The organism is Fundidesulfovibrio putealis DSM 16056 (assembly GCF_000429325.1).
Lineage (GTDB): Bacteria > Desulfobacterota > Desulfovibrionia > Desulfovibrionales > Desulfovibrionaceae > Fundidesulfovibrio > Fundidesulfovibrio putealis.
The window spans coordinates 562,566-587,027 of sequence record NZ_KE386885.1 but is presented as its reverse complement, the minus strand read 5'-3'; the positions used below and the strand labels follow the sequence as shown (position 1 = coordinate 587,027).

General features: G+C 64.2%; 18 protein-coding genes. 5 read left to right on the top strand and 13 right to left on the bottom strand.

Annotation, left to right across the window (positions count from 1 at the left end; all coding sequences use genetic code 11):
• Nucleotides 1-80: 80 nt before the first annotated feature.
• From G453_RS0119360 to G453_RS25345, 7 genes are all read right to left on the bottom strand, one after another.
• Nucleotides 81-1,274: a GAK system CofD-like protein gene (locus G453_RS0119360; protein ID WP_027192361.1), complete on the bottom strand. Its 1,194-nt coding sequence runs from the start codon at nt 1,272-1,274 to the stop codon at nt 81-83.
• A 270-nt stretch (nt 1,275-1,544) separates the two neighbouring features.
• Entirely contained in the window at nt 1,545-2,615 is a 1,071-nt protein-coding gene (locus G453_RS0119355) for an HprK-related kinase B (RefSeq protein ID WP_027192360.1), read from the bottom strand.
• Nucleotides 2,612-3,487, bottom strand: coding sequence for a GAK system ATP-grasp enzyme (locus tag G453_RS0119350; protein ID WP_027192359.1), 876 nt, complete (start codon nt 3,485-3,487; stop codon nt 2,612-2,614). The genes G453_RS0119355 and G453_RS0119350 overlap by 4 nt, the downstream gene beginning before the upstream one ends.
• A gap of 16 nt (nt 3,488-3,503) precedes the next feature.
• Complete coding sequence (locus G453_RS0119345; RefSeq protein WP_027192358.1) at nt 3,504-5,150, bottom strand: PhoU domain-containing protein; 1,647 nt, start codon at nt 5,148-5,150, stop codon at nt 3,504-3,506.
• A gap of 3 nt (nt 5,151-5,153) precedes the next feature.
• On the bottom strand, nt 5,154-5,474 hold the full coding sequence (locus G453_RS25350; RefSeq protein WP_043646456.1) for an amphi-Trp domain-containing protein: 321 nt from the start codon (nt 5,472-5,474) through the stop codon (nt 5,154-5,156).
• A gap of 96 nt (nt 5,475-5,570) precedes the next feature.
• Nucleotides 5,571-6,746, bottom strand: coding sequence for a hypothetical protein (locus tag G453_RS0119335; protein WP_027192357.1), 1,176 nt, complete (start codon nt 6,744-6,746; stop codon nt 5,571-5,573).
• 10 nt (nt 6,747-6,756) lie between these two features.
• Nucleotides 6,757-7,356, bottom strand: coding sequence for a GAK system XXXCH domain-containing protein (locus G453_RS25345; RefSeq protein ID WP_051272645.1), 600 nt, complete (start codon nt 7,354-7,356; stop codon nt 6,757-6,759).
• 213 nt (nt 7,357-7,569) lie between these two features.
• Between G453_RS25345 and G453_RS0119325 the strand changes: the two genes are divergently transcribed.
• Together G453_RS0119325 and G453_RS0119320 are read left to right on the top strand one after the other, a co-directional pair.
• Entirely contained in the window at nt 7,570-9,039 is a 1,470-nt protein-coding gene (locus G453_RS0119325) for a sensor domain-containing diguanylate cyclase (protein WP_027192356.1), read from the top strand.
• Nucleotides 9,040-9,360: 321 nt separating this feature from the next.
• The gene (locus G453_RS0119320; RefSeq protein WP_027192355.1) at nt 9,361-10,107 is read left to right on the top strand and encodes a sulfite exporter TauE/SafE family protein; all 747 of its coding nucleotides are present in this window, start codon (nt 9,361-9,363) and stop codon (nt 10,105-10,107) included.
• 282 nt (nt 10,108-10,389) lie between these two features.
• Here G453_RS0119320 and G453_RS0119315 read toward each other — a convergent pair whose 3' ends face one another.
• Entirely contained in the window at nt 10,390-11,601 is a 1,212-nt protein-coding gene (locus tag G453_RS0119315; protein ID WP_027192354.1) for a PhoH family protein, read from the bottom strand.
• 274 nt (nt 11,602-11,875) lie between these two features.
• Between G453_RS0119315 and G453_RS25340 the strand changes: the two genes are divergently transcribed.
• The gene (locus tag G453_RS25340) at nt 11,876-14,398 is read left to right on the top strand and encodes a methyl-accepting chemotaxis protein (protein WP_051272644.1); all 2,523 of its coding nucleotides are present in this window, start codon (nt 11,876-11,878) and stop codon (nt 14,396-14,398) included.
• Nucleotides 14,399-15,564: 1,166 nt separating this feature from the next.
• Here G453_RS25340 and pstA read toward each other — a convergent pair.
• From pstA to G453_RS0119285, 5 genes are all read right to left on the bottom strand, one after another.
• Nucleotides 15,565-16,383: a phosphate ABC transporter permease PstA gene (pstA, locus tag G453_RS0119305; RefSeq protein ID WP_407635559.1), complete on the bottom strand. Its 819-nt coding sequence runs from the start codon at nt 16,381-16,383 to the stop codon at nt 15,565-15,567.
• Nucleotides 16,384-16,444: 61 nt separating this feature from the next.
• Nucleotides 16,445-17,338: a phosphate ABC transporter permease subunit PstC gene (gene pstC / locus G453_RS0119300; protein ID WP_027192352.1), complete on the bottom strand. Its 894-nt coding sequence runs from the start codon at nt 17,336-17,338 to the stop codon at nt 16,445-16,447.
• A gap of 58 nt (nt 17,339-17,396) precedes the next feature.
• Nucleotides 17,397-18,209, bottom strand: a complete 813-nt coding sequence (locus G453_RS0119295) for a PstS family phosphate ABC transporter substrate-binding protein (RefSeq protein WP_027192351.1) — start codon at nt 18,207-18,209, stop codon at nt 17,397-17,399.
• A gap of 191 nt (nt 18,210-18,400) precedes the next feature.
• Nucleotides 18,401-19,831, bottom strand: a complete 1,431-nt coding sequence (gene gltA, locus G453_RS25335; RefSeq protein ID WP_051272686.1) for an NADPH-dependent glutamate synthase — start codon at nt 19,829-19,831, stop codon at nt 18,401-18,403.
• Nucleotides 19,832-19,853: 22 nt separating this feature from the next.
• The gene (locus G453_RS0119285; RefSeq protein WP_027192350.1) at nt 19,854-20,699 is read right to left on the bottom strand and encodes a sulfide/dihydroorotate dehydrogenase-like FAD/NAD-binding protein; all 846 of its coding nucleotides are present in this window, start codon (nt 20,697-20,699) and stop codon (nt 19,854-19,856) included.
• Nucleotides 20,700-20,974: 275 nt separating this feature from the next.
• On the opposite strand from G453_RS0119285, the gene G453_RS26790 reads away from it, so the two are divergent.
• A complete protein-coding gene (locus G453_RS26790; protein ID WP_051272643.1) occupies nt 20,975-21,472 on the top strand; it encodes a hypothetical protein in 498 nt (165 codons plus the stop codon).
• A 274-nt stretch (nt 21,473-21,746) separates the two neighbouring features.
• Nucleotides 21,747-24,302, top strand: a complete 2,556-nt coding sequence (locus G453_RS26785) for a PAS domain S-box protein (RefSeq protein WP_084502582.1) — start codon at nt 21,747-21,749, stop codon at nt 24,300-24,302.
• Nucleotides 24,303-24,462: the final 160 nt, after the last annotated feature.

Genomic DNA, 24,462 nt, shown 5'->3' with positions numbered 1-24,462 from the left:
GCTTCGCCCTCTGCACACCCTCTCCGCTTCGCGACGCGCAATGTTCAGGTGTCGTATCGTGGGGAGGGCTTCAGGGGATATCAGGCAAGAGAGAGCAGGTGTTCGATCACGGCCTGCTCGTCGAAATACGGCGGCTTCTCCAGGCTGCGCAGGTCGGCCTCGATGACGCTTATGCCCATGGCCTCGATCTGCTTGAGGTTCAAGGGCGTCTGGTAGTGCTTGCTCCTGTCCAGCAGCACGAAATTCAGAAGCGACTGCGTGGGGCGCGGCTTGGTGCAGCTGGCCCGCAAATACTCCATCAGACGCCGGACGCTGTCGCCCAGGCCCAGGCCGAACTGCTCCGGATCGCCCGCAGGGTTCGGGATGAACACCTTGGGGCACTGGGCTTTGGATATGGCGTCCCCCACCCCCATGGGCAGCAGGTTGGCCACCAGGCTCGAATAGAAGCTGCCGATGGGGTAGCAGATGAGCTCCGCCGAACGGATCTGCTCCTTCACCTTGCGCCGCACGTTCACTGCCACCGGGCGCAGGTTCTGCTGATTCTCGCTCAGGTACACGCGCTTCACCGGCTGGGCGATAGGCCCGCCCTCTTTGCCCGTGAGCAGGTGCTGGCCCGCCAGCAGCGTGCCGTCGGCCATCTCCGCCACCAGGGTCAGGTCCTTGTTGATGATGGGACGCACCGTGCCGCGCGCCTTCACCAGCATGGTGAACATGTAGATCACCGGGTCGATCTGCCTGTTGTAGTTGAAGAACCCGCCAGCCAGGATCAGGTTGCCGATGCTCGCGCCGCGCAGGTCGAAGTCCGTAGCGGCCATGGCCTTGCGGAAGAACTTGAGGTGCGAGCGGATGATCTTGCGCATGGGGTCGGGCACGTCCGCCACCAGGGGGTCGCGGCCCTCGATCATGGCCGCCAGCAGCGCCATGAGTTCGTCGTGCCCCAGGTCCTTGGGCAGCCGGTGGGCGAACAGGTTATAAATCTCGTGATTTCCGTGCAGGGAGCGGTCGGCCAGCGCCATCAGGCGGTTGCGCAGGTCGCCCACGGCCAGCATCTTGAACGTGGTGCGCAGCTTCGCCGAGGAGCCGCCCGAATCAAACGGCGTAATCAGGTGCGTGGAGTTGTGGGTGTAGCGCACCAGCTCCCGGGAGAGATCGCGAAGCGCCGTTCCGCCGCTGAAGAACAGCACGCGCGGCCCAAGCTCCGGGGCCTTCAGGAAGCGCGCGATCTTCACCGGGTCCGGCAATGAGACCGTATGGGAGATGGTGACTGTTGGCATAAGATTTAAGATTCGAGAGGAAACTTTTTGGAAAAAAGTGTGACTCGGGCCGTCCTGGCCCTCGCCCTTCGGGCGCTGCTTCGCAGCGTCCAACTTTTCTTCCTGAAAAGTTGGCCTCTCGAGCTCTCCTTCAAAAACTTTCAATGGGCTTCGCGTCGATGCCAGCCTGGCTCAAAAACTACGCGAAGCCTAATGCAGGGTCCAGGGGGATCATCCCCCTGGCGGGTGCAGGGCAGAGCCCTGCCGGGGTCTGGGGCGGAGCCCCGGCGATTATCCCTTCAGGAACTTCGTCAACTCCTCGGCGGCGCGCTCGAAGTCGGCCCCACCGGTCACTTCCAGCACCGTGCAGTCTTTCAGGAACGCCACGTAGGCGTCTTCCGAGAAGTCCGGCACGGGCATATCCGTGCCGCTGTCATAGAAGAGCCCTGTGCTCTTCATGAACGCGGGAAGCAGATCCCGGCGCTTGCCGATATCCACCTGCGCGACCGTAAGCTCGCCGCCGCCGCGTTTCCAGTTGAGGATGGCCAGCCCCTTGGCGCGCGCTTCCAGATCGAAACGCCCGGCCCCGTAACACTCGTCTATGAAGGCGTCGTACTTGTGCTCCAGGCTCCAGAGCTCCTCGATGGGCAGATCCTTGAAGGCGGCGCGGTCCTCGTCCGGCATGACGGCGGACAGGCTCGGGTTGTTCAGCACCGTGCCCGGATTTACGCGAGGCATCTTGGCCACGCCGTACATGGTCAGGCCAGCCTCGCCCCGGCCAAGCATCACTCGGTCGTTGGACACGAAATTGAGCCCCAGGTTCATCATGTGCAGGGCCAGGGTGGACTTCCCCATGCCGGAGAACCCGGCCAGGGCCAGCCCGTCCCCGCGCCAGGAGACTCCCGCCGCGTGACCCAGCAGACAGCCCTGGTTCAGCTTGTATTCGATGAAGCGGTTGTTGATGAAGTTGACTATCTGGTTGGGGTTGTCCAGGCAGGGGCCAAGCGCCAGATGGCAGTCACCGCCGAAGAGGAAGAGCATGCCGGTGAGGCGCTTTCGCACCACGCGGCCATCGGGGAGGTCCGCCCACTCTTCCTTGATCTTGGACTTGCCCGGCTCGGGCTCCTTGACCAGATAGTCCAGCTCCAAAGTCTGCGGGTCGCACTCGATGGCCAGCACCTCGCACAAGGCCGGGCCGGAGGCGCGCAGGAAGTCGCGGAAATAGTCCTTCAGCCAGAGGATGAGGCGCTCGTCGTTGGAGCGCACGTCCACCCCGAAGCCTCCCAGGGCCAGCCTGAGTTCATACGGACAGGGGAAGCGCTCCACGAAGGGAGCGGCGAGGTTCTTGATGGTGGTGCTCATCCGATGTTCTCCAGAACGTATTTGGCGTAGGCTCCGGCCGCGTCGATGCCGCAGGCGTCCAAGAGGCCCCGGAATCCGCCGAAGGCCGACACCTCGAACACGATGGGGCCTTGGCTGGTCTCGGCGATATCCACGCAGGTGAAGGCCATGTCGAAGAGCGACTGCGCCTTCTCGGCCAGCGCGATAATCTCGGGCGACGGCTCGTGGGCCACATACTTGCCCCCGGCGTTGGTGGTGGTGTTCCAGCTGGAGCCGCTGGACTTGCGGGCGTAGGTGGCCAGGTATTTCCCGCCCAGGAAGGTGACGCCAAGGTCCTTCTCCAGGGGTGGCAGCATCTTCTGGAGATACATGATGGTGTTGCCCGCTGCCTGGAAGGCTTCGATCCGGCTTCGCGCGCCCTCGCCCGCGCTGATGACCTCCATGCCCCTGGCCTTGGTGGAATAGAGCGGCTTGAACACGGCCTTGCCGAAGCGCTCCACGGCGTCCTGGGCTTCGTCCACGCTCTCGGTGATGACCGTGGCGGGCATGGGCAGGCCGCCCGCGCTGAGCGTCACGGTGCAACTCAGGCGGTCTATGAGCCGCAGGATGGACGTGGGCTTGGAGAAAATGGGCAACCCCTTCTGCTCCAGGAAGCGCAGCATCTCCAGCCTGTCCAGCACGTCCGGCGAATACTGGGGCGCGATCTTCTTGACGATAAGCGCGTCCAGCTCCCCCAGGTCGTACTCGCCGAAGCGCACAGTGCCCTGCTCCAGGTCCAGGACGACCTTGTCCATGTCGATGAGCAGGCGGAAACCCGTCAGCTGCCTGCACGCGTCGGCCAATATCTCGGAGGACCAGCCGTCCGAGATGCCGACGACACCTATCTTTTTCATGCGTTGCTCCAGGGGCTCAATAGATGAGGACGTCGTCAGGGAGGACGAAGCCTTCCCACGGTTTGCCGGATTGCCTATGCACGTCGAGCTTTCGCATCAGGTAGACGCCCCGGTGGAACATCTCCTTGGCGAAGCGGTGGTTGAACTCGAAGCGGCTGGAGGTGATGAAGGAGCGGATGAGCCCAAGCGTCAGGCGCGCCTCGAAGGTCGCGTCGCCGTTTTCCACGGCGAAGGCACGCGAGAAGGACAGGAACTCCTTCATGACGTCGTCAAGCCGGGTGCGCAGCAGGCTGTCCAGCACGGGCATGCGGAAGTTGGAGATGAGAAACACCGACACGTCCTGCACGAAGTCCGTGTCCTTGGAGCGGTGCAGGTCGATGTAGTGGATTCGTTGTTCTTCGTGGTTGTACACGATGTTGTTTATGTTGAAATCGCCGTGGATGAACACGCTGAAGGGGGCCTCGAAGCGCGCCTCCAGTTCGGCGGTGCGCTCGAGCATGGCCTCGAACCCGGCCACGGGCACGCCGGTCATCTCCATGGCCGGAGTGCGGAAGGAGGGGTGCATGCGGTACACGTCGTCCAGGCGCTGGGTCAGCTGCTTGACGTACCCGGCCTTGACCGTTCGGTCGGTGCGGGTCTCCTGCCAGAGCTGGCGCACGGTCTGCTCCAGGATGAACGTGGCGTTGGCCGCAATCTCGGGAGCGCCCGAGAGGACAACCTCCTGGTAGGTGCAGCCGCCCAGGTACTCCATGAGCATGCTGGCCGAGTCGCCGTCCACGTGGAAGGCCTGCACCTTGGGCGGCAGGCCGGGCATGATCGCCTCCCAGCGGCGGATGTTCTCGGTCTCGCAGCGCAGCTTCTCGGCGTTGCCCTCCTTGAAGAGCACGCCGCTGGTGCGCGCCCCCTGGCGCGCCCCCTCCACCTTGCCGATGCGGCAGCCCGAGCGGGTGCCCCAGATGGAGTGGAACTCGCCGTCGGAGATGGGAACCTCGCGCCCCAATTCCCCCAGGGTCTCCTTGAGGGCCTCGTACTGGTGGATCTTGAACTTCTCGCCCACGGCCGCGAAGATGATGGCCTCGCCGATGTTCAGGATGGTGTCGCCCATGCGCTCCAGGTAGCGGAAGATGTTGTGGGCGGTGATGCAGTTCTCGGGGGATTCGCCTTTGCGAAGGTCCTTGAGGATGATGTCGAAGTTGGCCTTGAACAGGGCGTCCAGGGTCACTTCGGCGCGGCAGATCTTGAAGGCCAGGGTGATGTCCTGGTTGTAGAGGGCCTTCACCACCAGCCGCAGGGCCTTTGTTATCTCCGAGAAGAAGGCCTTGTAGTCGTAGCGTTTGATGAAGTGCGGGTCGCGCAGGTACTGCGACTGCATCACGATGTTCACGGCGTGGTCGGCCAGGCGCTCCAGGTTGGAGGTGATGATGTTCACGGCCCGGGCCAGGTCGATGGCCCGCTTGTCGCCGCCGAAGCCGGTGTGGATGCGCGAGAAGCACTTGTTCTCGATGACGCTCTTCAGGTTGTCGATGTAGTCGTCGCGGCTCTCTATCTTGGCCACCAGGGCAGGATCGGGATTTTCGAGCACCTTGAGGGTGTTCTCCACCTGCTTGGTCACTTCCAGGACCATGAACCGGAAGTTCTCTTCCACGCCTTCCAGGAAACGCATGGGCTACACCTTTTCCCCGCACGCTCCGGGCACGATGGCCAGGGTATCGTTCTTGGGTTCCTTGGCCTCCACGCTCTCGCGCCAGGCGAACTTCAGGGCCAGCTTCATGCGTCCGTCCTTGGCCTTGGCCTCCACGGCGAAACCGATCAGCCCCTTGGGGCACAGCTCCATGTCCAGGTCCTTGCGGGAGAAGCGCATGCTGCCGCTGGCGAAGCCCTCGGTCAGGGCCTGGAGATATTTTGCCAGCGAGGCTGCGTCTTCCACGGCCTCGTAGCTGAACTTGCCCTCGCGGGCGGGCAGTTCCTTCTTGTCCTTCTTGTCCATCAAGATACCTCTCGCTGCGAACGTCGTTGCGGACGTCAACCCAATAGCCCGGCCGCGTTACGAAATGACGCCGGGCCGACTCCAACCGGAAGGGCCTCAGCCCAGCCTGGAGCGGTACTCGTCCATCACGGTCTTGCGGCTCACGCCGGACATGATGAGCCCCTTGGCGATGCCCAGATCGTCCCAGGCGGGTTGCAGCCCGATCTCGCGGCTGACCTTTTCCTTGTCCTGCTCTTCGGGGCGCTTGAGTTTTTCGCTCATGTGGCAGTCGTCGCCCATGAAGATGAGCATGGGGCGGTCCTTGTGGTAGCCGCGCCGGTTCTGGTCCAGCACCACGTTTATCAGGAACTCCGTGTACTGCTGCGACTGCGGGTTCCACACCTCGATGCCGTCCACGTCGTAGTTGCGCAAAAGGATGGGCCAGAACTGCTCCGGGTGCGGGATGACCACGCCCGCGCCGATGGAGCGGGCCTCCTCCACCACCTCGGAGGCGCGGTAGAAGTAGGCCAGGGAGAAGTTCTCCTTCACCACCTCTTTCACGGCCTTGGCGTAGACCTGCACCTTGTTGATGAAGCGCGCGTCGTAGAATTCGCGCAGGCAGTCCAGATAGTTTCGCACCAGCTTGTTCTTGATGGCGTCCTGGGGGGTGCGGGTCTCGTTCTGCGTCAGGAGAGCCTTCAGGCGGCAGGCGTGGATGGAGGTGAAATCGACGATGTCCTCGTCCGACCCGGCCACTGCCGCAGCAGCGTGGCGGCGGTCGGCCCATTCGGGCTCGCACAGGGCGTCCAGGTACTCGAAGAGCTGCGAGGAGCGGTACTTGAACGTGTGCTTGAGCATGTTGCTGAGCACCCCGGCCCTCTCCACCTGGTCAGCCCGCATGTGGATGAGCAGTTGCACCTTGCGGTTGAAGCCGTGGGAGTAGCAGTCCACCTCCACCCCGGAGTAGTCCCCCCAGGTGAGTATCTGGTTGTGCTGGGTGGGGATGATGAGCTCGTCGCGCCGGTTGGGGTACATGGCGTTTATGCGGTCGGAGATCATGTCCATGGGGACATGCTCCGGGTGCCAGTGCACCGCCAGCACGTATTCCTGGCGGGGAAAGCGCGCCACGGGGTTTCGCACGGCCTCGCGCTGCTCCGGGGTGATCCCGGCGCAGGTCAGGGCCAGAAAGGTTTCGATGTCCCAGTCGGTCACCTCGCGCGGGATGGACGAGAGGTCGATCTCCGTGCAGATGCGCGCGCCTGCCTTCAGCTGTTCCATGGATGTTTCGGGCATGGTTGCGGCCTTACGCGTAACGGGAGTGGCAGTCCCGCTTGAGTTGGACCAGATCCTGGTACAGGGCCTTCATGGCCTCGATGTCGGCTGCGTCCAGGGCCGCCTGGAAGGCCTCGGTCTTTTCCAGGTAGGCGGCGTAGAATTCGTCGCCCTTGCCCGGATAGCTGACCATGAGGCGGGAATCCGCGATGAAGCTCTGGGCCTCCAGGGTCGGGGGCACCTGTCCCGCAGCCAGGGCCGCTCCGATGGCCTTGAAGGTCTGCTTCATGTGCTTTTTAAGTGATTTATACTTGGGAAGCGTTCCAGACTCGTCGTCCTCCTCATCCTCGTCGCCGGGATACTCGGAGTCGTCGGTGTCGCCGGGCATAACCGCCCCAAGCGTCTTGGGGGGCTTGGGGAACTTGACGGAGAGCTTGACGAACAGGGTCTCGCCCATCCCGTGCTTCACGGACAGCTTCATGCCCCTGCAGCCCTCAAGGCTCACCGGCCCGCCCTGCGAGGGCAGCTCCCCGGCCTCCACGCCGTCCGCCAGTTCGCGCAGCCAACCCGCCAGCGCGCTCTTCTCCACAACCGTCTCTGACTTGTATTTTCCGGTCATAATGGTGGGCATCCGCCGACCTCCAGGTCCTGAATTTGAATTGTAAACTAGCAGCTTTCGCGCGGGAGGCAAGGCCTCACCTACGCTCGCTGCGTGACGAACGTGTTACCGCCCCCCCAGGCTCCGCCAGCCCCCGCCGCCGTCCCGTAAAGCGGCGGGAATATTTTTCCCAGGCGCATATCTTGCATATTCCCAGCGATGATCACCCCAACGCGGAGACCAAGCATGCGCAAGACCGTCAAACGCTCCCACCCGGTATGGCTTCTCGGCCTGGCCGGACAGCCCGCCAAACGCATCCGTCAGGCCATTGGCGACGCGTGCGAGGTGAAGCGTTTCGACCTGCGCGACCTGCCCTCCCAGGCCGACTTCGACCGGGCCGATCCCCTGGCCGTGATGCTGGACGTGGCCTCCTGGCGCGCGCTCCAGACCGACATGCCAGCCTGGGTCAAGGCCGCCCGCAAGGTGCTGGTGGCCCCGGAGGCCGAGTCCCTGGCCCACGACGAGGTGCTGGCGCGCGGCTTCATCGCCTGCCTGACCCCGCCCCTGGCCAAGGGCAAGATCGTCGCCGCACTGGACGACGCCAGGGAATCCGCAGGACTCTTCGAGGACATCGCCAAAATCCTGGGCGACGCCCAGCGCGAACGCGACCAACTGGTGCAGGAGAACGGCAGGCTGGCCTTCTTCCAGCATCTGCTGGCACGCGCCATGTCCAGCCTTGACCTGCCCGGAATCCTCGCCAACCTCAAGGACGACCTGGGTCTGGCCTTCCCCGTGTCCGAGGTGCTCGGCGTGTTCTGGGGCCAGACTCCCGAAACCGAAATCCTGCTGCCCGAGAACCTCTCCGCCCAGGCCAAATCCGCCAGGGCAGAATATCTTTTGGATCTGGCCGCCAGGGTGCGCGGCACGCCATCGCGCTCCTACCGCGTGAGCAGCGTCCCCGGCGGCGACGAATCCGCACCCGCCGAGCCGGGACGGGCGCTGCTGGTGCCGCTGCGCCACGAGGATCAGGCCTTCGGATGCCTGTCGGTGCTCATCCACCGCGACCTGGCCAAGCACGAGCAGGAGACCGCCCGCCAGGGAGTCACCCAGCTCGCGCCTAGCCTTAAGAACGCCCTGGATTATCTGCGCCTCAAGCGCCGCGCCGACCGCGACGGCCTCACCGGCCTCTTCAATCGCCGGTCCTTTGACGCCCGCCTGGACCAGGAACTCAAACGCCACATGCGCCACAAGGCCGGGTTCGCGCTGCTCATGGCCGACCTGGACCACTTCAAGAAGGTCAACGACACCCACGGCCACCTGGCCGGGGACGCCGCCCTGCGCCACGCCGCCCAGGCCCTGGAGGGCGCGCTTCGCAGCACGGACTTCCTGGCGCGCTACGGCGGCGAGGAGTTCGCCATCATCCTGCCGCATACTTCCCAGGCCCAGGCCTGGATGCTGGCCGAGCGCCTGCGCCGCCGCGTTGGCGGCGAGAGCCTGCGCTACGCGGGCCGGGCCATCCCCGTCACCGTGTCCATCGGCCTCTCCACCTTCACGCCCGGACAGGCCGTGACCCCGGCGAGCCTCGTAGCCATGGCGGATCAGGCCCTGTACGCCGCCAAGGATGCCGGACGCAACAGGGTAAGCATCGCAACCACACGCGAAGACATGCGGGAAGCCGCCCGCGCCGCCCAGCAAGGCGGACTGCTGGCCGGTTAGTTGGAGCCCCAGGCTTGAGGGGTGATTCCGACGAGGATCAGCCTCCGGCGGCCAAAGGGCTCCGCCCTTGTGGAATCCCTTATAATTATTGCGTGCTTCTCGTTCCGGACGGCGCACGCCCCCTCTGCACTGGACGTCCGCGCCTGATTCCATCTGCCTGCTTGAGCAGGGTCATTTCTTCTGAAGCCTGACTCCTTGTTCCGGCAGGAACTCCCCGATCAAAACGCCCCTCGCATCCCTCCGCTTGCCTTAACGCCCCGGGGCGCATAGTGCGTCGGTCCAGGCGCGCGATTGCGCGCACCAATAAGGACCCCTCTCCCAATGGAACCGCTCATACCCGTCATCCTCGGCGCGTCCCTCTGCGCCGGATTCATCCAGGGCTTCTCCGGCTTCGGCTCCGTGCTGGTGGCGCTCCCCATACTGCTTACCGTCCTGGACGTGCGCGCCGCCGTCCCCCTGGTCAGCCTGGTCGCGCTCAGCATCAACGTGGTGATGGTCCTCAGGCTGCACGGCCACATCGAGCGCGGCTCCATGAAGATGCTGCTCCTGGGCTCCGTGCCGGGCATGGCGGTCGGCGCGTGGCTGCTGGAAGGCGCGTCGGACTCGCTCATCAAGGGGCTTCTGGGCGCGATCATCCTGGCCATGGTGACCCAGTCGGTCACCACGACAAAGCCCAGGGCGCACATCGGCAAGGGGTGGACGCTCGCAGCGGGATTTTTGAGCGGGTGCATCGGCCCGGTGACAGGGGCAAACGGCCCGCCGGTGATCGCCTGGGCCGCCAGACAGCCCTGGGGACGCGACGCCCTGCGCGCCACGCTGACGTTCTATTTCCTGCTGACCGGCATAGGCATCGTGGGGATTCAGAGCGCGCAGGGGCTGGTGAGTTTTGACATACTGAAGCTGTACGCGCTGGCCCTGCCCGCGCTCCTGGGCGGACTCTGGGCCGGAGGCGCCGCCTGCGGCAAGGTGAACGAGAGGACCTTCCGGGCCGTGGTGCTGACGCTTTTAGGGATCATCGGACTGACGATGGTCTGGCAGGCCGGAAAGGCGGCGTTGGGGGCGCTGTAACCCCTGGCCGCAAGACAAGCGCCCCTTCCGGGGCGCTTGAGAAATCCAACGCGCGGCTGCCTACTGTGTTCGCGCTGCGCCTTTAAAGTTCATGCTTCTGGTTCACGAACCTATCCACAAAAAACCATAGTTTCTTTTTCAATAATCATGCGGCTCTCGCAAGAGAGGTCGCCTGCCGCCTGTCGAACAGTATCCCGTCCAGGCAAAGGCATGGCATACTTGCGGATTCCAAAGGGCGCAGCCCTAAGGCCTGCGGAGGCGTTCCCCTCGACCAACCTCCCCTTACAGCTTGCTCTTGAGCACCATGTCCGTGATCGGCCCGCGCGAGCGGTCCCCCTTCAGCACGATGTGCCCGTAGTTCCCAAACCCCTTGAACTTCCTCACGATCCAGTTCAGTCCGTTGTTGGCCTCGTTCAGATAGGGGTTGTCCACCTGCGAGGTATCCCCCAGGCACACGCACTTCACGCCCTCGCCCATGCGGGTCAAAAGCGCCCGCACCTCCGTGCGCGACAGGTTCTGGGCCTCGTCGACGATCACGAACGCGTTCTCGATGTTCATGCCCCGCACGTAGCCGAGCGGCAGGATCTCGAACTTCTTCACGTTCAGGCGCAGGTTCTCGTCGTTGGGGTTCATGAAGATCTTGTTGGCCGGACGCTGCTTGTGCAGCTTCACCAGCAGGTCGAAGATGTATTTCATGTAGGGTTCCATCTTCTCGGCGATGTCGCCGGGCAGGAAGCCCAGCTTGGCCCCGATCTCGATGGTGGGCTTCACCACGAACACCTTCTCGTACAGCTTGCGCTCCAGCACCATGTACAGGGCTGAGGCCAGGGCCAGGTAGGTCTTGCCGTACCCGGCCTCGCTCTGAATGGACACCAGGTCCACGTGGTCGGCGCAGATGAGCTCCAGGGCCAGGTTCTGGTACACGGTGCGCGGCTTCAGGTTCCACACGTCGTTGGTGTAGCCGATGGGCTTCTCGCCCTCCGGCCCCAGCAGCACGGGCTTGCCGTCGCGCCAGAGAAACGAGTTGGGCGGCGCGTTCTTTGCCTCCTCCACGAAACCGGTGTACAGCTGCGAGTCGGACTCGAAGGGCTTGGAGTCGCGCAGTTCCTCGCTCTTGATGTTTCTGAGCGACGCCTGGAGTTGCAGCAGGCGGTCATTGGTGACCAGGATGGGGTCTTTTACGCCCTGCATGTCCTGCGCGGTCTCGATCTCGCCCAGGATGTAGTTGTCCACGATGTGGGTGAAGGGCGAGTCGGTGCCGCCGTTGCGGATGAAGGTGATGTGTTCGCGGTTCTCGATGAGGCTGGTGATGACTTTGGAGACGATGTGGCGGAGCTTGGGCGTGTTCTTGAGCGTTTCAAGCTCCATGAGCACGTGGTAGGGGATGAAGATGTTGTTTTCGTTGCCGTTTCGAAGGGCCAGCACCGAGTTGGGGTTTTCGATGAGGACGTTGGTGTCGAGGACGTAATTCTTCTTGTTGCCTTCCTGGGTCATTGGGCCTTCCTTTCGGGGACGTTCTGACCGCAATCTGCGGCGTCCCGAAGCTATCCGCATCATATGACGAATCCATGACCGGCTCCCGAACTCCCATGACAGTCAATCCACGCGTCTGTCTTCTTTGGCTGGCTCCTTTGTTTTCAACACGTTCCGGCACTGCGCGATCAGTTTACGCGCGAAGCCTGCGTAACACAATCGTCACGCGGCCTAAACCAATCCCCAACCTTGGCGTGCCTATGGTCCGCGCGCGACCCACCCAAGGAGTACCCCCGTGAAAATCCAGCTCAGCCTTCGGGCCAAACTCATACTGTTCTGTCTGGCCATCGGCATCCTCCCGCTTCTGTTCATGGGCGTCTACAGCGTCCGGCAGGCGTCGGCCAGCCTCTCCCAGCAGGCCTTCAGCCAGCTGGAGTCCGTGCGCGACTCGCGCAGGGAGGCCCTCAGGCAACTGGTGGACAAGTGGAACGCCGAGGTGCGCATCTACGCCTCCGTGAAGGAGGTCTACAACAGCATAGCCATGCTGCGCGACATCTTCATGGGCAAGGTGAAGCCAGGCCAGCGCGCCGACGTGAACGACCCGGAATTCGTGGAAATGGTCCAGTTCGTGTCCCCGGCCTTCCAGCCCTTCGTCAAGGTGTTGGGCTACGAGGACGCCATCCTGGTGGACGACTACGGCCGGGTGATCTTCACGGTGAAGAAGGGCCTGGAGCTGGGCGAGGACCTGGACAAAGGCCCCCTGAAGGACTCCGGGCTGGCCCGCGCCTGGCGCGACGCCAAGAAGGGCAAGACTGTTTTCGAGGATTTCGCCCCCTACCCGCCCCTGAAGAACGAGCCCGCCGCCTTCGTGGCCTCCCCGGTGCACAATCACGTGGGAGGCGTGGACGGCGTGGCCATCCTGCGCATCACGCCTCAGGACTTGGCCCCCATCATGAAGTCGCGCTCGGGCAAGGACGAAACCGGCGAGAGCTATCTGGTGGGCGTGGACCGCCTGATGCGCTCGGACAGCAGCGCCTACCCGTCCACGCACTCCGTGGCCGCCTCCTTCGCCAACCCGGCCCAGGGCAAAATGGACACCCCGCCCGTGGCCGAGGCCCTGGCCGGGAAAACCGGAGCCGAGATCTCCAAGGACGTGACCGGCAAGCGCGTGCTGGCGGCCTACACGCCGGTCCAGGCCGGGGACGCCACCTGGGCCATGGTCACGGTGATCGACGAGGACGAGGCCTTCGCCGCCGTGGACAGGCTGACCACGGCCAGCCTGGTGCTGGGGCTGGTCACGGGAGCGCTCATCCTGATCTGCTCGCTGGCCTTTGTGCGCCGCGAGATCATAAAGCCATTCGACTCCTTGCAGCGCTTCCTGGAGCGCATCTCCGCAGGCGATTTCCAGGCCGTGCTCACCGGGCGCTTCAAGGCCGAGATGGCCGTTCTGAGCGGCGGGCTCACCCGCATGGTGGGCGAACTCAAAAACAAGCTGGGCTTCGCGCAGGGCATCCTCCAGGCCATGACCGTGCCCTGTCTGGTGACCGACACCGAGGACCGGGTGCTCTTCGTCAACAGGCCGCTCCTGGCGCTCCTGGAGCTGGACGGCGACGAGTCGCAGTACATCGGGCGCGACGTGGCCGGTTTCTTCGCCGGAAACGATGCCCTGGGGACGGCCCCGCAGCGCTGCTTCCAGGAGAAGCGCCCCGTGCAGGACGCGCAGTCCCAGGGGTGCGGCGCGCGCGGCGCGGCCTTCTTCGTGCGCCAGGACTGCGCCCCGCTCTACGACCTGGACGGCACGGCCCTGGGCGTATTCACCCTGTTCACCGAGCTTACCGAAATCAAGCATCAGGAAGCCCTGATCCGCTCCCAGAACGACAAGATCACCCGCGTTGCCGAGCAGGCCAACCTCATCGCCCTGCACGTGTCGCAGGGCGCGGAGGAGATATCCGGCCAGGTGGAGAGCATCCGCGAGGGCGCGCTGCACCAGACCGCCCGCCTGGGCGAGACCGCGCGCGCCATGGACGAGATGAACGTCACCCTGATCGAGGTGGCCAAGGTGGCCGGAGCGGCGGCCTCCAGCTCCGATTCAGCCATGGGGCAGGCGCGGGAGGGCTCCACGGTGGTGGGCGAATGCATCGCCTCCATCGACGCGGTGCAGGCGCTGTCACAGGAGCATTTGCAGAGCATGAACGAACTTGGCGAGAAGGCGCGGGCCATCGGACGCATCATCGGGGTCATCGACGACATCGCGGACCAGACCAACCTGCTGGCCCTGAACGCGGCCATCGAGGCCGCGCGCGCCGGAGACGCCGGGCGTGGCTTCGCCGTGGTTGCCGGAGAGGTGCGCAAGCTGGCCGAGAAGACCATGGCCGCCACGCGCGAGGTGTCGCAGAGCGTGGCCGAGATCCAGCGCGGCACCCAGCTGAACATCGAGGGCACGGAGCGCTCCTCCCAGGCCATCCAGCAGGCCACGGAGTTGGTGAAGCGCTCCGGCGACGCCCTGGGACGAATCGTGGACTACACCTCGGCCACGGCCGAGGAAGTCCGGCGCATTGCCGCATCTGCCGAGGAGCAGTCCAGCGCGCACCACGAAATCAACGCCGCCGTGAACGAAGTGGGCGAGATCGCCCAGGAAACTTCGCACGGCATGGTGCACACCGCCGAGGCCATCACTTACCTTGCGGCCCAGGCCAGCGAACTGAAGGAGCTGATCGTGTCCATGGTGGTGGCGGACGACGCGCCGCTCCAGGTGTGTGGCGCACAGCCGGATATGCTGGAATCTTCAAGCCTTACCCGGCCCCGACTGCCCATGTAGGGAACCGTCCCGCCCAGGCTTCGATTAAAAAAAATTCAGGCGGCACTCTGCGCGATGTTTCCTCTAGACAACCTCCAGGCTCAGGCCTATATGTTGATCGTGTCTCAGGAGATTGTTGGTTTACCTCAACGGAGGCGATGCCATTGGATCATACTGAAGAAGAACAGTTCCTTTCAAGGTAGAGCAAACCAAGGCCAAGGGACAATGAATATTCCCAGGCACGCTACAGACGGAGCAACCGTCACGCTCTACAGTATTGGCTAAGGACACTGCTACACAACACTTAGACATTACATTGTATCAACCTACTGGCCCTGTCCTTAACTGGACGGGGCCTTTCTTTTGTACAGGGCACAATTTTCCGCACTACGTCCGCTACCGAGAACGTCGCTGTCCCGAATGTTCTCCCATGGACGCGTATACGCGGACGACACATACGAGGCCCGGCCCTGTACGCCCTGACGCGAGGCACAGGCGTGCGGGCATATTGTCCCGGAACGTGGCCGAAAGAGCTGAAAGAGAGGCCAGCAGAGCCGACAGCCTCCCGTACCGTTCTCACCAGAGCTTCTTTATACCCCACTCCACCCGGCAGACGTTGCAGGCGAGGGCTTCCTCCGGAGAGATGGCGGTCCAGAGGGGAACGCCCACAGGAGTGAAGACACCTGATCTTCCCCCTCTCGCTGTCCAGGCGGGGGCAGAACACGCGGCATCACCAGGGCCAACAACGCTCGATGACCAGGCACAATCTAAAGTATTGCAAACTCCCCCTATCCACATTCCCTGGGATGACGTATGGTATCCGCAGTGAGGACACCATGACACGCACACTGCTTCTTGATGAGCCATTTATAAAGGACTGTTTCACATGTCGCCTTGAACCGGTATGGCGTACCTGGGAGAAAGGCTTCAGAGGGGTATGCCGCCATCTTCGCGGTGACAGAAAGTACATTTACAGCATGGCCGTCAGGCCATTGCGGTCATCATCCGCCAACGCGCCCTCCCCGCGCCTCTGTCCGCTCTGGCAGGCGTAAGATTTCTTCCCCGCGTGAGGAGGCCGGGATGCCTGGCTCCCGACTCCACCCACTCTCCTCTTCCCGCCCTTCCAAACGCAAAAGCCCCCGCCGTTCCCGGCAGGGGCTTTTCGCTCTCCAGATTTCCAATCCGCGCTAGCGTTTGCGCTGCAACTTGGCCCGGTAGATGATGGCGATCAGGTTCATGCCCAAAACCAGCGCGATCAGCACCAGGGCCGTTCCGTACTGAAGGGGGCGGGTCTTCTCGATCTCGGTGCCTGCCGTGGCCAGCACGTAAATATGATACGGCAGGGCCATCACATCGGAAAAGATTGACGTGGGCAGCTTGGGCGCGAAGAACACCGCCGCCGTGAACATGATGGCTGCGGTCTCGCCAGCTGCGCGGGAGAGTCCCAAAATGGCCCCGGTCAGCATGCCGGGCAGGGCTGCGGGAAGCACCACCATGCGGATGGTCTGCCATTTGGTGGCCCCCAGGCCCAGGGAGGCTTCGCGGTAGGTGCTGGGGACGGACTTCAGGGCCTCCTCGGCGGTGCCGATGATCACCGGCAGCACCAGGATGGCCAGGGTGAGAACACCCGACATGATGCTGACGCCCATGCCCAGGAAGGTGACGAAGAAGGCCAGGCCGAACAGGCCGAACACCACCGAGGGCACGCCCGCCAGGTTGGCTATGCCCAGGCGGATGAGGCGCACGGTCTTGCCGGGCCGGGCGTACTCGTTCAGGTAGATGGCCGTGGCCACTCCCAGCGGAAACGACACCAGCATGGAGCCCACCGACAGGATCACCGTGCCGATGATGCAGGGCAGGATGCCGCCTGCGGTCATGGAGTCGCGCGGGGACTGGCTTAAGAATTCCCAGGTGATGGCGGGCAGGCCGTTCACGAACAGGAAGATGCAGATGATGCCCAGGGCAGCGGCGTTAATGAGCGACGCGGACCTGAACACGTTCCACATGACGGCCTGAGCGCCCCTGCGCCGCCTGATAAGCTTGTCGTCGATACGCATGGGGTGTGTCCTACAGCGTGGCCGCGCCGACCTGCTTGTGCTTTTCGGCGATGTGCTGGGCGATGATGTTGAAGACCAGGGTGAAGAGGAACAGCACCACGCCGATGGCGAACAGGGCGTGGTAGTGGTCCGACCGGAAAGGGGCCTCGGCCATTTCAGCGGCGATGGAGGACGGCATGGGCCGAAGCGGCGAAAAGATGGACGTGGGGATCATGGCCGCTCCGCCCGCCACCATGAGCACGACCATGGTCTCGCCGATGGCGCGCGACATGCCGAGGATGATGGCCGTGGACACGCCAGACAGCGAGGACGGCAGGATGACCCGGCGGATGGTCTCCCAGTGCGTGGCGCCAAGGGCCAGGGAGGCCTCCTTGAGCTCGCGCGGCACGGCGTAGATGGCATCCTCGGACACGGAACAGATGGTGGGCACGGACATGAAGGCCAGCATGAGACTGGCGTTCAGGAGGTTGAGGCCGGTATTCAGGTCGAAGGTTTCCTGCAGGAAGGGGGCGACCACCACCATGCCGAAGAAGCCGATGACCACCGAGGGCAACGCGGCCAGAAGCTCCACCAGAGGCTTGAAGATGCCACGCATCCGGGGGGTGGCGATCTCGGCCAGGTACAGGGCGGTCATGACGCCCAGCGGGATGGCGATGATCGAGGAAAAAATCGTCACGGCGATGGAGGCCGCGATCATGGGCAGGATGCCGAACTCCGGCGGGTCCGCCGTGGGATACCAGAAGTTCCCGAAGAGGAACCCGCCCACGGACACGTGTTCGAAAATGGGAGCCCCTTCCAGGAAGAGATAAACCATGATCAGGCCCAGCGCGATGATCGAGGTCATGGCTGTGACCAGGAAGAGGTTGCGGATCAGGTCGTCTTTGAGCTTTCGGCTGATGGCCACGGCAGGCTCCGAAACCGGCCCCCTTCAGGCGAAGAGGGCCGGTGGATGGTTTGGGAAGCTATTTCTTGACCGGGAAATAGCCGACTTCGGCGATGATCTTCTGGCCGCCGGCCGGGGACATGATGAAGTCCACGAACTTCATGACCTCGGGGGAGGCCTTCTCGGGGACGATGATGAACAGGGGGCGCGACACGGGGTAGGACTTGTCGGCCACGGTGGCCTCGCTTCCGGTGACGCCGTTGACCTTGAGGGCCTTCACGGTCTTGTCCACGTAGGCGTAGCCGTCGTAGGCGATGGCGGCCTTGTTCTTGCTCACCACCTGGAGCACCGCGCCGGAGGAAGCCTGAAGCAGCGCGCCGGGGTACACCTTGTCCTTGCCCATGACCAGCTCCTGCCAGGCTTCGTAGGTGCCCGACGAGGTGTCGCGGGAGATCAGCACGATTTCCTTGTCTTCGCCGCCAACTTCCTTCCAGTTCTTGATCTTGCCGGAGAACATGTCGCGCAGCTGCTCGACCTTGAGGTCGGCGACGGGGTTGGCCGGGTTCACGATGGGGGCCAGGGCGTCCATGGCGATGACCATGGGCTTGACCACGTTGCCCTTCTCCTTGGCGGCCTCCAGCTCCTTGTCCTTCATCTCGCGCGAGGACATGGCGATGTTGGTGGTGCCGTCGATGATGGCCTTGATGCCGTTGCCGGAACCGCCGCCGGACACGGTGATGTTCACGCCGGAGTTGGCCTTCATGTAGGCTTCCACCATCTTCTGCATGGCGGGGAGCACGGTGGTGGAGCCGTCCACGCGGATGGCGGTCTGAGCCTGGGCCACGGTGGCGGTCAGCATGATCGCGAAAAGAAAGGCTGTGAATTTCTTCATTTTGTTGCCTCCAGGGGGATGTTTCTGAGGAGTGCCGGAGACTGGGGACCGGCAGCGTGCAGACCCTAGGAGTAACATATTACAGTTCTGTGACGACGGACAAGAGAATATGTGACAACGCGCAAGGCAAGCGGCTCCCGGACGAGGTTTCGTCCGGGAGCCGCGAATCGTTCGACGATGTCGTGGCGCGATCAGTCCTGCGCTTCGAGCACTCCGCCGTGCAGGGGGGGAACGTCCTGGGGTGCGTCCGACCCCAGGAGCCTGCGGGCGATCTCCTTGGCGGCGCGGCGTCCCGCGCCCATGGCCAGGATGACCGTGGCCGCGCCGGTGACGATGTCGCCGCCCGCGAACACGTTCGGCATGCTGGTCTCGCCCGTGTCCTCGTTCACCTCGATGTAGCCACGCCGGTTGCGCTTAAGCCCCGGAGTGGCTTCCAGCAGCAGGGGGTTCGGCCCGGTGCCCACAGCGATCACGGCCAGGTCGCAGGGGATGTCGAAGTACTCGCCCGTGCAGTTGGGGGTGCAGCGGCCAGCCTCGTCCGGGTCGCCCAGCTTCATGCGCTCGAGCGTGACCCCGGTGACGCGCCCGGCGTCGTCTCCGGCGAAGCTCACGGGGTTGGTGAGGATCTCCAGGTGCAGCCCCTCGTCCAGGGCGTGCTCCAGCTCTTCCAGGCGGCAGGGCATCTCGTTCTTGGTGCGGCGGTACACCAGGCTGACCTTCTCGGCCCCCATGCGCATGGCGGTGCGGGCCGCGTCCATGGCCACGTTGCCTCCGCCCACGACCACCACCTGCTTTCCGGGGAAGGGCGGGGTGTCGTACTCGGGGAAGGCGTAGGCCCGGCCGAGGTTGGCGCGCGAGAGGTACTCGTTGGCCGAGAACACGCCGGTCAGGTCCTCGCCGGGGACCTTCAGGAAGCGCGGCAACCCTGCGCCAACGCCGATGAACACGGCCTGGAAGGCCTCGTCGAAGAGATCCTGCACGGTGATGGTGCGCCCGCCCACCCAGTTCAGGTGGAACTCCACGCCGTTCTCGGTCATGGCCTGCACCTCTCGCTTGACGATGGCCTTGGGCAGCCGGAACTCCGGGATTCCGTAGACCAGCACGCCGCCGGGTTCGTGCAGGGCCTCGTAGACGTGCACCTTTATTCCGAGCGTGGACAGGTATCCCGCCACGGTGAGGCTTGCAGGGCCGCCGCCGATGCAGGCCACCTTCAGCTCCTCGCGGATCATGGGGCAGGCCTTGTCTCCGGTGAGCTGCTCGCAGGCGCTGCGGGCGGCATATTCGTCGGCGGTGAAACGCTCCAGGCGTCCGATGCACACGGGCTCGCCCTTCTTGGCCAGCACGCAGGCCCCCTCGCACTGCACCTCCTGGGGGCAGACCCGGCCGCACACGGCAGGCAGGGAGTTGGTCTCGCGGATGGCCTTGTAGGCTGCGGTCACGTCGCCCTTCTGCAGGTGGCCGATGAAGGCCTTGATGGGCACCTCCACCGGACACCCGGCCTGGCACACGGGCTTCTTGCATTGCAGGCAGCGGGCGGCCTCGGCCACGGCCATGTCCAGGGTGTAGCCCGTGGTCACTTCAGTGAAGTTCTTCACCCGCTCCCTGGCGGGCTGCTCGGGCATGGGGGTCCTGGGGGCCAGTTTCTTAGGCTTCTTGTCCACGAAGCCTCCTGAACTCGGCCCAGGACAACTCCTCCTGGGGCTTGAACGCCGCGAGGCGCTGGCGCATGCGCGCGAAATCCACCTGATGGCCGTCGAACTCGGGTCCGTCCACGCAGGCGAACTTCACCTCGCCGCCCACCACCACGCGGCACGCGCCGCACATGCCGATGCCGTCGATCATGATGGAGTTCAGGCTCACGGTGGTCTTCACGTTGTAGGGGCGCGTCAGGTTGGCCACGGCCTCCATCATGGGCACGGGGCCGATGGCCACCACCTCGCCCACTGACGGCTCGCGGTCCAGCACCATGCGCAGCCCGTCGGTGACGAAGCCTTGCATGCCGCAGGAGCCGTCGTTGGTGGTCACCACCACTTCGTCCGCGAACATGGACAGCTCTTCCTTGAAGAGGAGCAGGTCCTCGCAGCGCGAGCCGATCACAGTGATGACCCGGTTCCCGGCGGCCTTGTGGCCCTTGGCGATGTGGTGCATGGCCGCGATGCCCGTGCCGCCGCCCACGCAGACCACCGTGCCGCAGGGCTCGATGTGGGTGGGCTTGCCCAGGGGGCCGCACACGTCCAGGATGGAGTCGCCCTCTTCCAGGGTTTCAAGCTCCGCCGTGGATTTGCCCACCACCAGGTAGACGATGGTGATGGTACCGGCCTGGGGATCGGTGTCGGCTATGGTCAGGGGGATGCGCTCGCCCTTCTCGGACACGCGCAGGATGACGAAGTTGCCGGGCCTGGCTTTTCGCGCGATGTGGGAGGCATCGAGCGTCAGTTCGCTGGTCTGGCCGGGGATGAGTCGTCGCTTCTTGAGGATTGCAACAGGCATTGGACCTCCGGGTTGGGTTGTGGACGTGGCTGGCAGGGCCGTATCGTCTCAGGCGAACATACTCGCAGGGAAGCCTTCGGACAAGAGGGGGCGGGGTTTCGGCACGGGATTCGCAGAGGTTACAGGTTTCTTGTTTTTCTTGCCAAACAACCGTCGGGGTATTACTTGTTTCGCACCCCTCACGGTTTCCATGGACGGGAACCCGCGCACCAAGGCTACCTGGGCGCGATACGGCAAGGCTGCCGCACTGGGCGAAAAGCCCTGGGAGCACGTCCATGGAAGCGACCAGCCAACTTCGGCAGACTTCCTCCTCCAATCAGGCGTTCGACGCCGTGAAAGCCCGCGTGGTCACGCGTTCTTTCGGCGTGCGCATCGGCAGCTTCGGCGTGGATTACACCTCGAAAAAGGTCGAGGTGGACCCGGAGGAGCAGTCCGCGCGCAAGCAGCGCGATACCAGCGGGCAGGCCTTCCAGACCGAGATGGAGCGCGAGCGGCTGCGCCGCGAAGTGGCCGATGCCGCCTGGAACGAGCGTCAAAACGCCGCCGTGGCCGAGCGCGCCGACGCAGCTGGCGCGTCCGGCGACCCGGAAAACGAGCCAGGAACTGGCGCCGCATCTGAAGCGCAGGCGAACCAGACCACCCGGCAGGCCCAGGAAACTGCCCGCAGCGAGGACCCCCTGTGGCGGCGCGGCCTGAGCGCCTACGCCAAGGCTCGCGACATGCTGCTTGCCGACGCGGCACGCTCCAGGGGAACACGCCTGGCAGTTGCCTGACGCCGCTGTTTTGCGAATCGCGGCTCCGAATCCGGCTGGGTTCCGGCCACCAGGGGGGAGCACGCCGTGCTGGCCATCCCCCGCACGGCCGCACAGCTGAAATCCTGGGTGCGCAACGCGGCCGCCACACGTCCAGGCGCTGGCCCGCCCTGTCCCGGCCATCACGGCGACCCGCGCGACCTCCCCGTCCATGCAGTCTCGGCTGGACGAAAAATCGTTCTTCAGTCTATAGTCCCCCATCCTGGTTCGACTTTTCCAACGTCTGGCGGAAACCATGCCCAGCCTTAAGCCTTTTCGGATAGCTGCCACATATGCGGTCGTCAGCGCATTGTGGATTCTGTTTTCCGACAAGGCTGCCGTATTTCTCTTCTCCAGCACTCCGGACATGCTGTTATGGATCAGCATGGTCAAGGGCTGGTTCTACGTCTCGGTGGTGACCTGCCTGCTGTGGTTCGCCCTGGTGCGCTTCGAACGCCAATCCAGCCTTCAATCCGAGCAGTTGCAGAACAGCGAGGAGCGCTACCGACGCATCGTTGAGACCGCCAACGAGGGCATCTGCATCCTGGACTCCGCCTTCACCATCACCTACGTGAACCGGGTCTTCTCACGGTTGCTCGGCTACGAAGACCAGGAGATGCTGGGCCAGCCCCTGGCCGGACTGTTCGCCCCGGAAGACCTGCCCGACCATCTCCAGCGCGAAGAGGAGCGCCGCGCCGGGCATCCAGGCCGCTACGAGCGCCGTTTCCTGCGCAAAGACGGGCACAGGCTGACCACCATCATCTCGGCCATGCCCATCATGACTGACTCCGGCGCATTCGAGGGCTCCGTGGCCATGGTCACGGACATCACCGAGGCCAAGCAGGCGGAGCGCGCCCTGCGCGAAAGCGAGGCCAGGTACCGCTCCGTGATCGAGAACATCTCGGACGTCTATTACCGCACGGACGCGCGGGGCAACATGATCATGGTGAGCCCTTCCTGCGCCAAGCTCCTGGGCTATGACAGCGTGAACGACATCCTGGGCTACCCCAACACCCAGTTCTGGCAGCACCCGGAACTGCGCAGTGAATTCCTTGAGCGCATCAAAAACGACGGCGAGGTGCGCGACTACGAGGTGGTGCTGCTGCGCAGGGACGGCTCGCCCATTACGGTATCCACCAGCAGCAAGTTCTACCACGACATCGACGGCAACATCGCGGGAGTGGAAGGCATCTTCCGGGACATCACCGAGCGCAAGCGCTCCGAAGAAGCCCTGCGCGACAACGAGGAGCGGCTGCGAGTCATCTTCGAGACCTCTCCCTCGGCCATATTCCTGGTGGACGGCACAGGGCACGTGGTCATGGCCAACAACCGCACCTCGGAGCTGTTCGGCTACACACGCGAGGAGCTCATCGGCAAGGCCTACCCCGAGCTGGTCTCCCCGGAGCAGCGCGACATCGGGACAAACCTGATGCGCGCGCTCATGGTTGGCGAGATCGACCACGTGAGCCTGGAGCGGCGTTACCTGCGCTCCACCGGAGACCCCTTCTGGGGGCAGCTGGCGGGTCGGCGGCTCGAAGGGCCGAAGGGCGAATTCAAGGGCCTTGTGGGCATCATCACGGACATCACCGAGCGCAAGCAGGCCGAGGAGAAGCTGGAAACCGCCTTCGAGCTCACCAACAGCATCCTGGACTCCATCCCCGCAGCCATCATCAGCCTGGACGAGCGCGGACGCATCACGCACTTCAACCGCAGCGCCCAGGATCTGAGCGGCGCGTCCTTCCTTCAGGCCCGGGGCGCACCCCTGCTGGACGTCCTGCCCCATCTGCCTTTCTCCGCCAGCCAGCTCGAAGAAGCGATCCGCACGCGCGGAACGGTCAAGGCCACCCGCGCCGCCATGGAGGTTGCAGGCGGCTCGCGCCTCATGGACATCCTGCTCTTCCCCCTGGAGGTGGCCGGGCATGTCCGCATGGCGGTCACCCTGGAGGACGTCACCGAACGGGTGCGCGTCGAGGAGGTCATGGTCCAGACCGAGAAGATGATGAGCGTGGGAGGACTGGCCGCAGGCATGGCCCACGAGATCAACAACCCCCTGGGGGGCATCCTGCAAAGCGTGCAGCTCATAAAACGCAGGCTCTCGCCGGACATCCCCCGCAACGACGAGGCCGCCGGGGAGCTTGGGCTGAAGCTGGCCGACGTGCTGCGATACCTGGAATCGCGCGAGATCCCCACCTTCGTGGACGCCATCCAGGACTCGGGGGTGCGCGCGGCGCACATCGTGTCCAACATGCTGGAATTCAGCCGCTTCAGCGAGTCCAAACGGACTCCGGCCCATCTGGACGGCGTGCTGGACAAGGCCGTGGAGCTCGCCTCCAACGACTACGACCTCAAGAAGCGCTTCGACTTCCGAAGGGTGCGGATCGTGCGGGAATTCGACCCGGACCTGCCACAGGTGCGCTGCACCAGGACAGAGCTTGAACAGGTGATCTTCAACCTGGTCAAGAACGCGGCCCAGGCCATGGCCGGAGTGGGAGCCGCAGCCACGGACGGCGAGGCCGGACCGGAGACGCCGCTCATCACCCTGCGCCTGGCGCGCGACGGCGACTTCGCGCGTATCGAGGTGGAGGACAACGGCCCAGGCATGAGCGAAGAGGTGCGCAGGCGCGTGTTCGAGCCCTTCTACACCACCAAGCCACCAGGCGATGGCACCGGACTCGGCCTGTCGGTTTCGTATTTCATCGTCACCAGCAACCACAAGGGAACCATCGAAGTGGAGTCCCAACCGGGCAGGGGCACGAGGTTCATCATTCGCCTGCCCCTGGAAGACGCATCCGGGAATGGCGTCCGCGCTTAGTTTGCCTTGCGCGAAATGTGCGCCCTCTTTCTACGTTTCCCGAAGGCTGCGCCGACTGCGACTTCAAGAAGCAATACGATTTTCGACGCATCGTCATGGAGCGGGAATACCAGTTGGTTCTGCCGCCGATCCCGTCCAACATGGGAAAGATTCAGCAGGT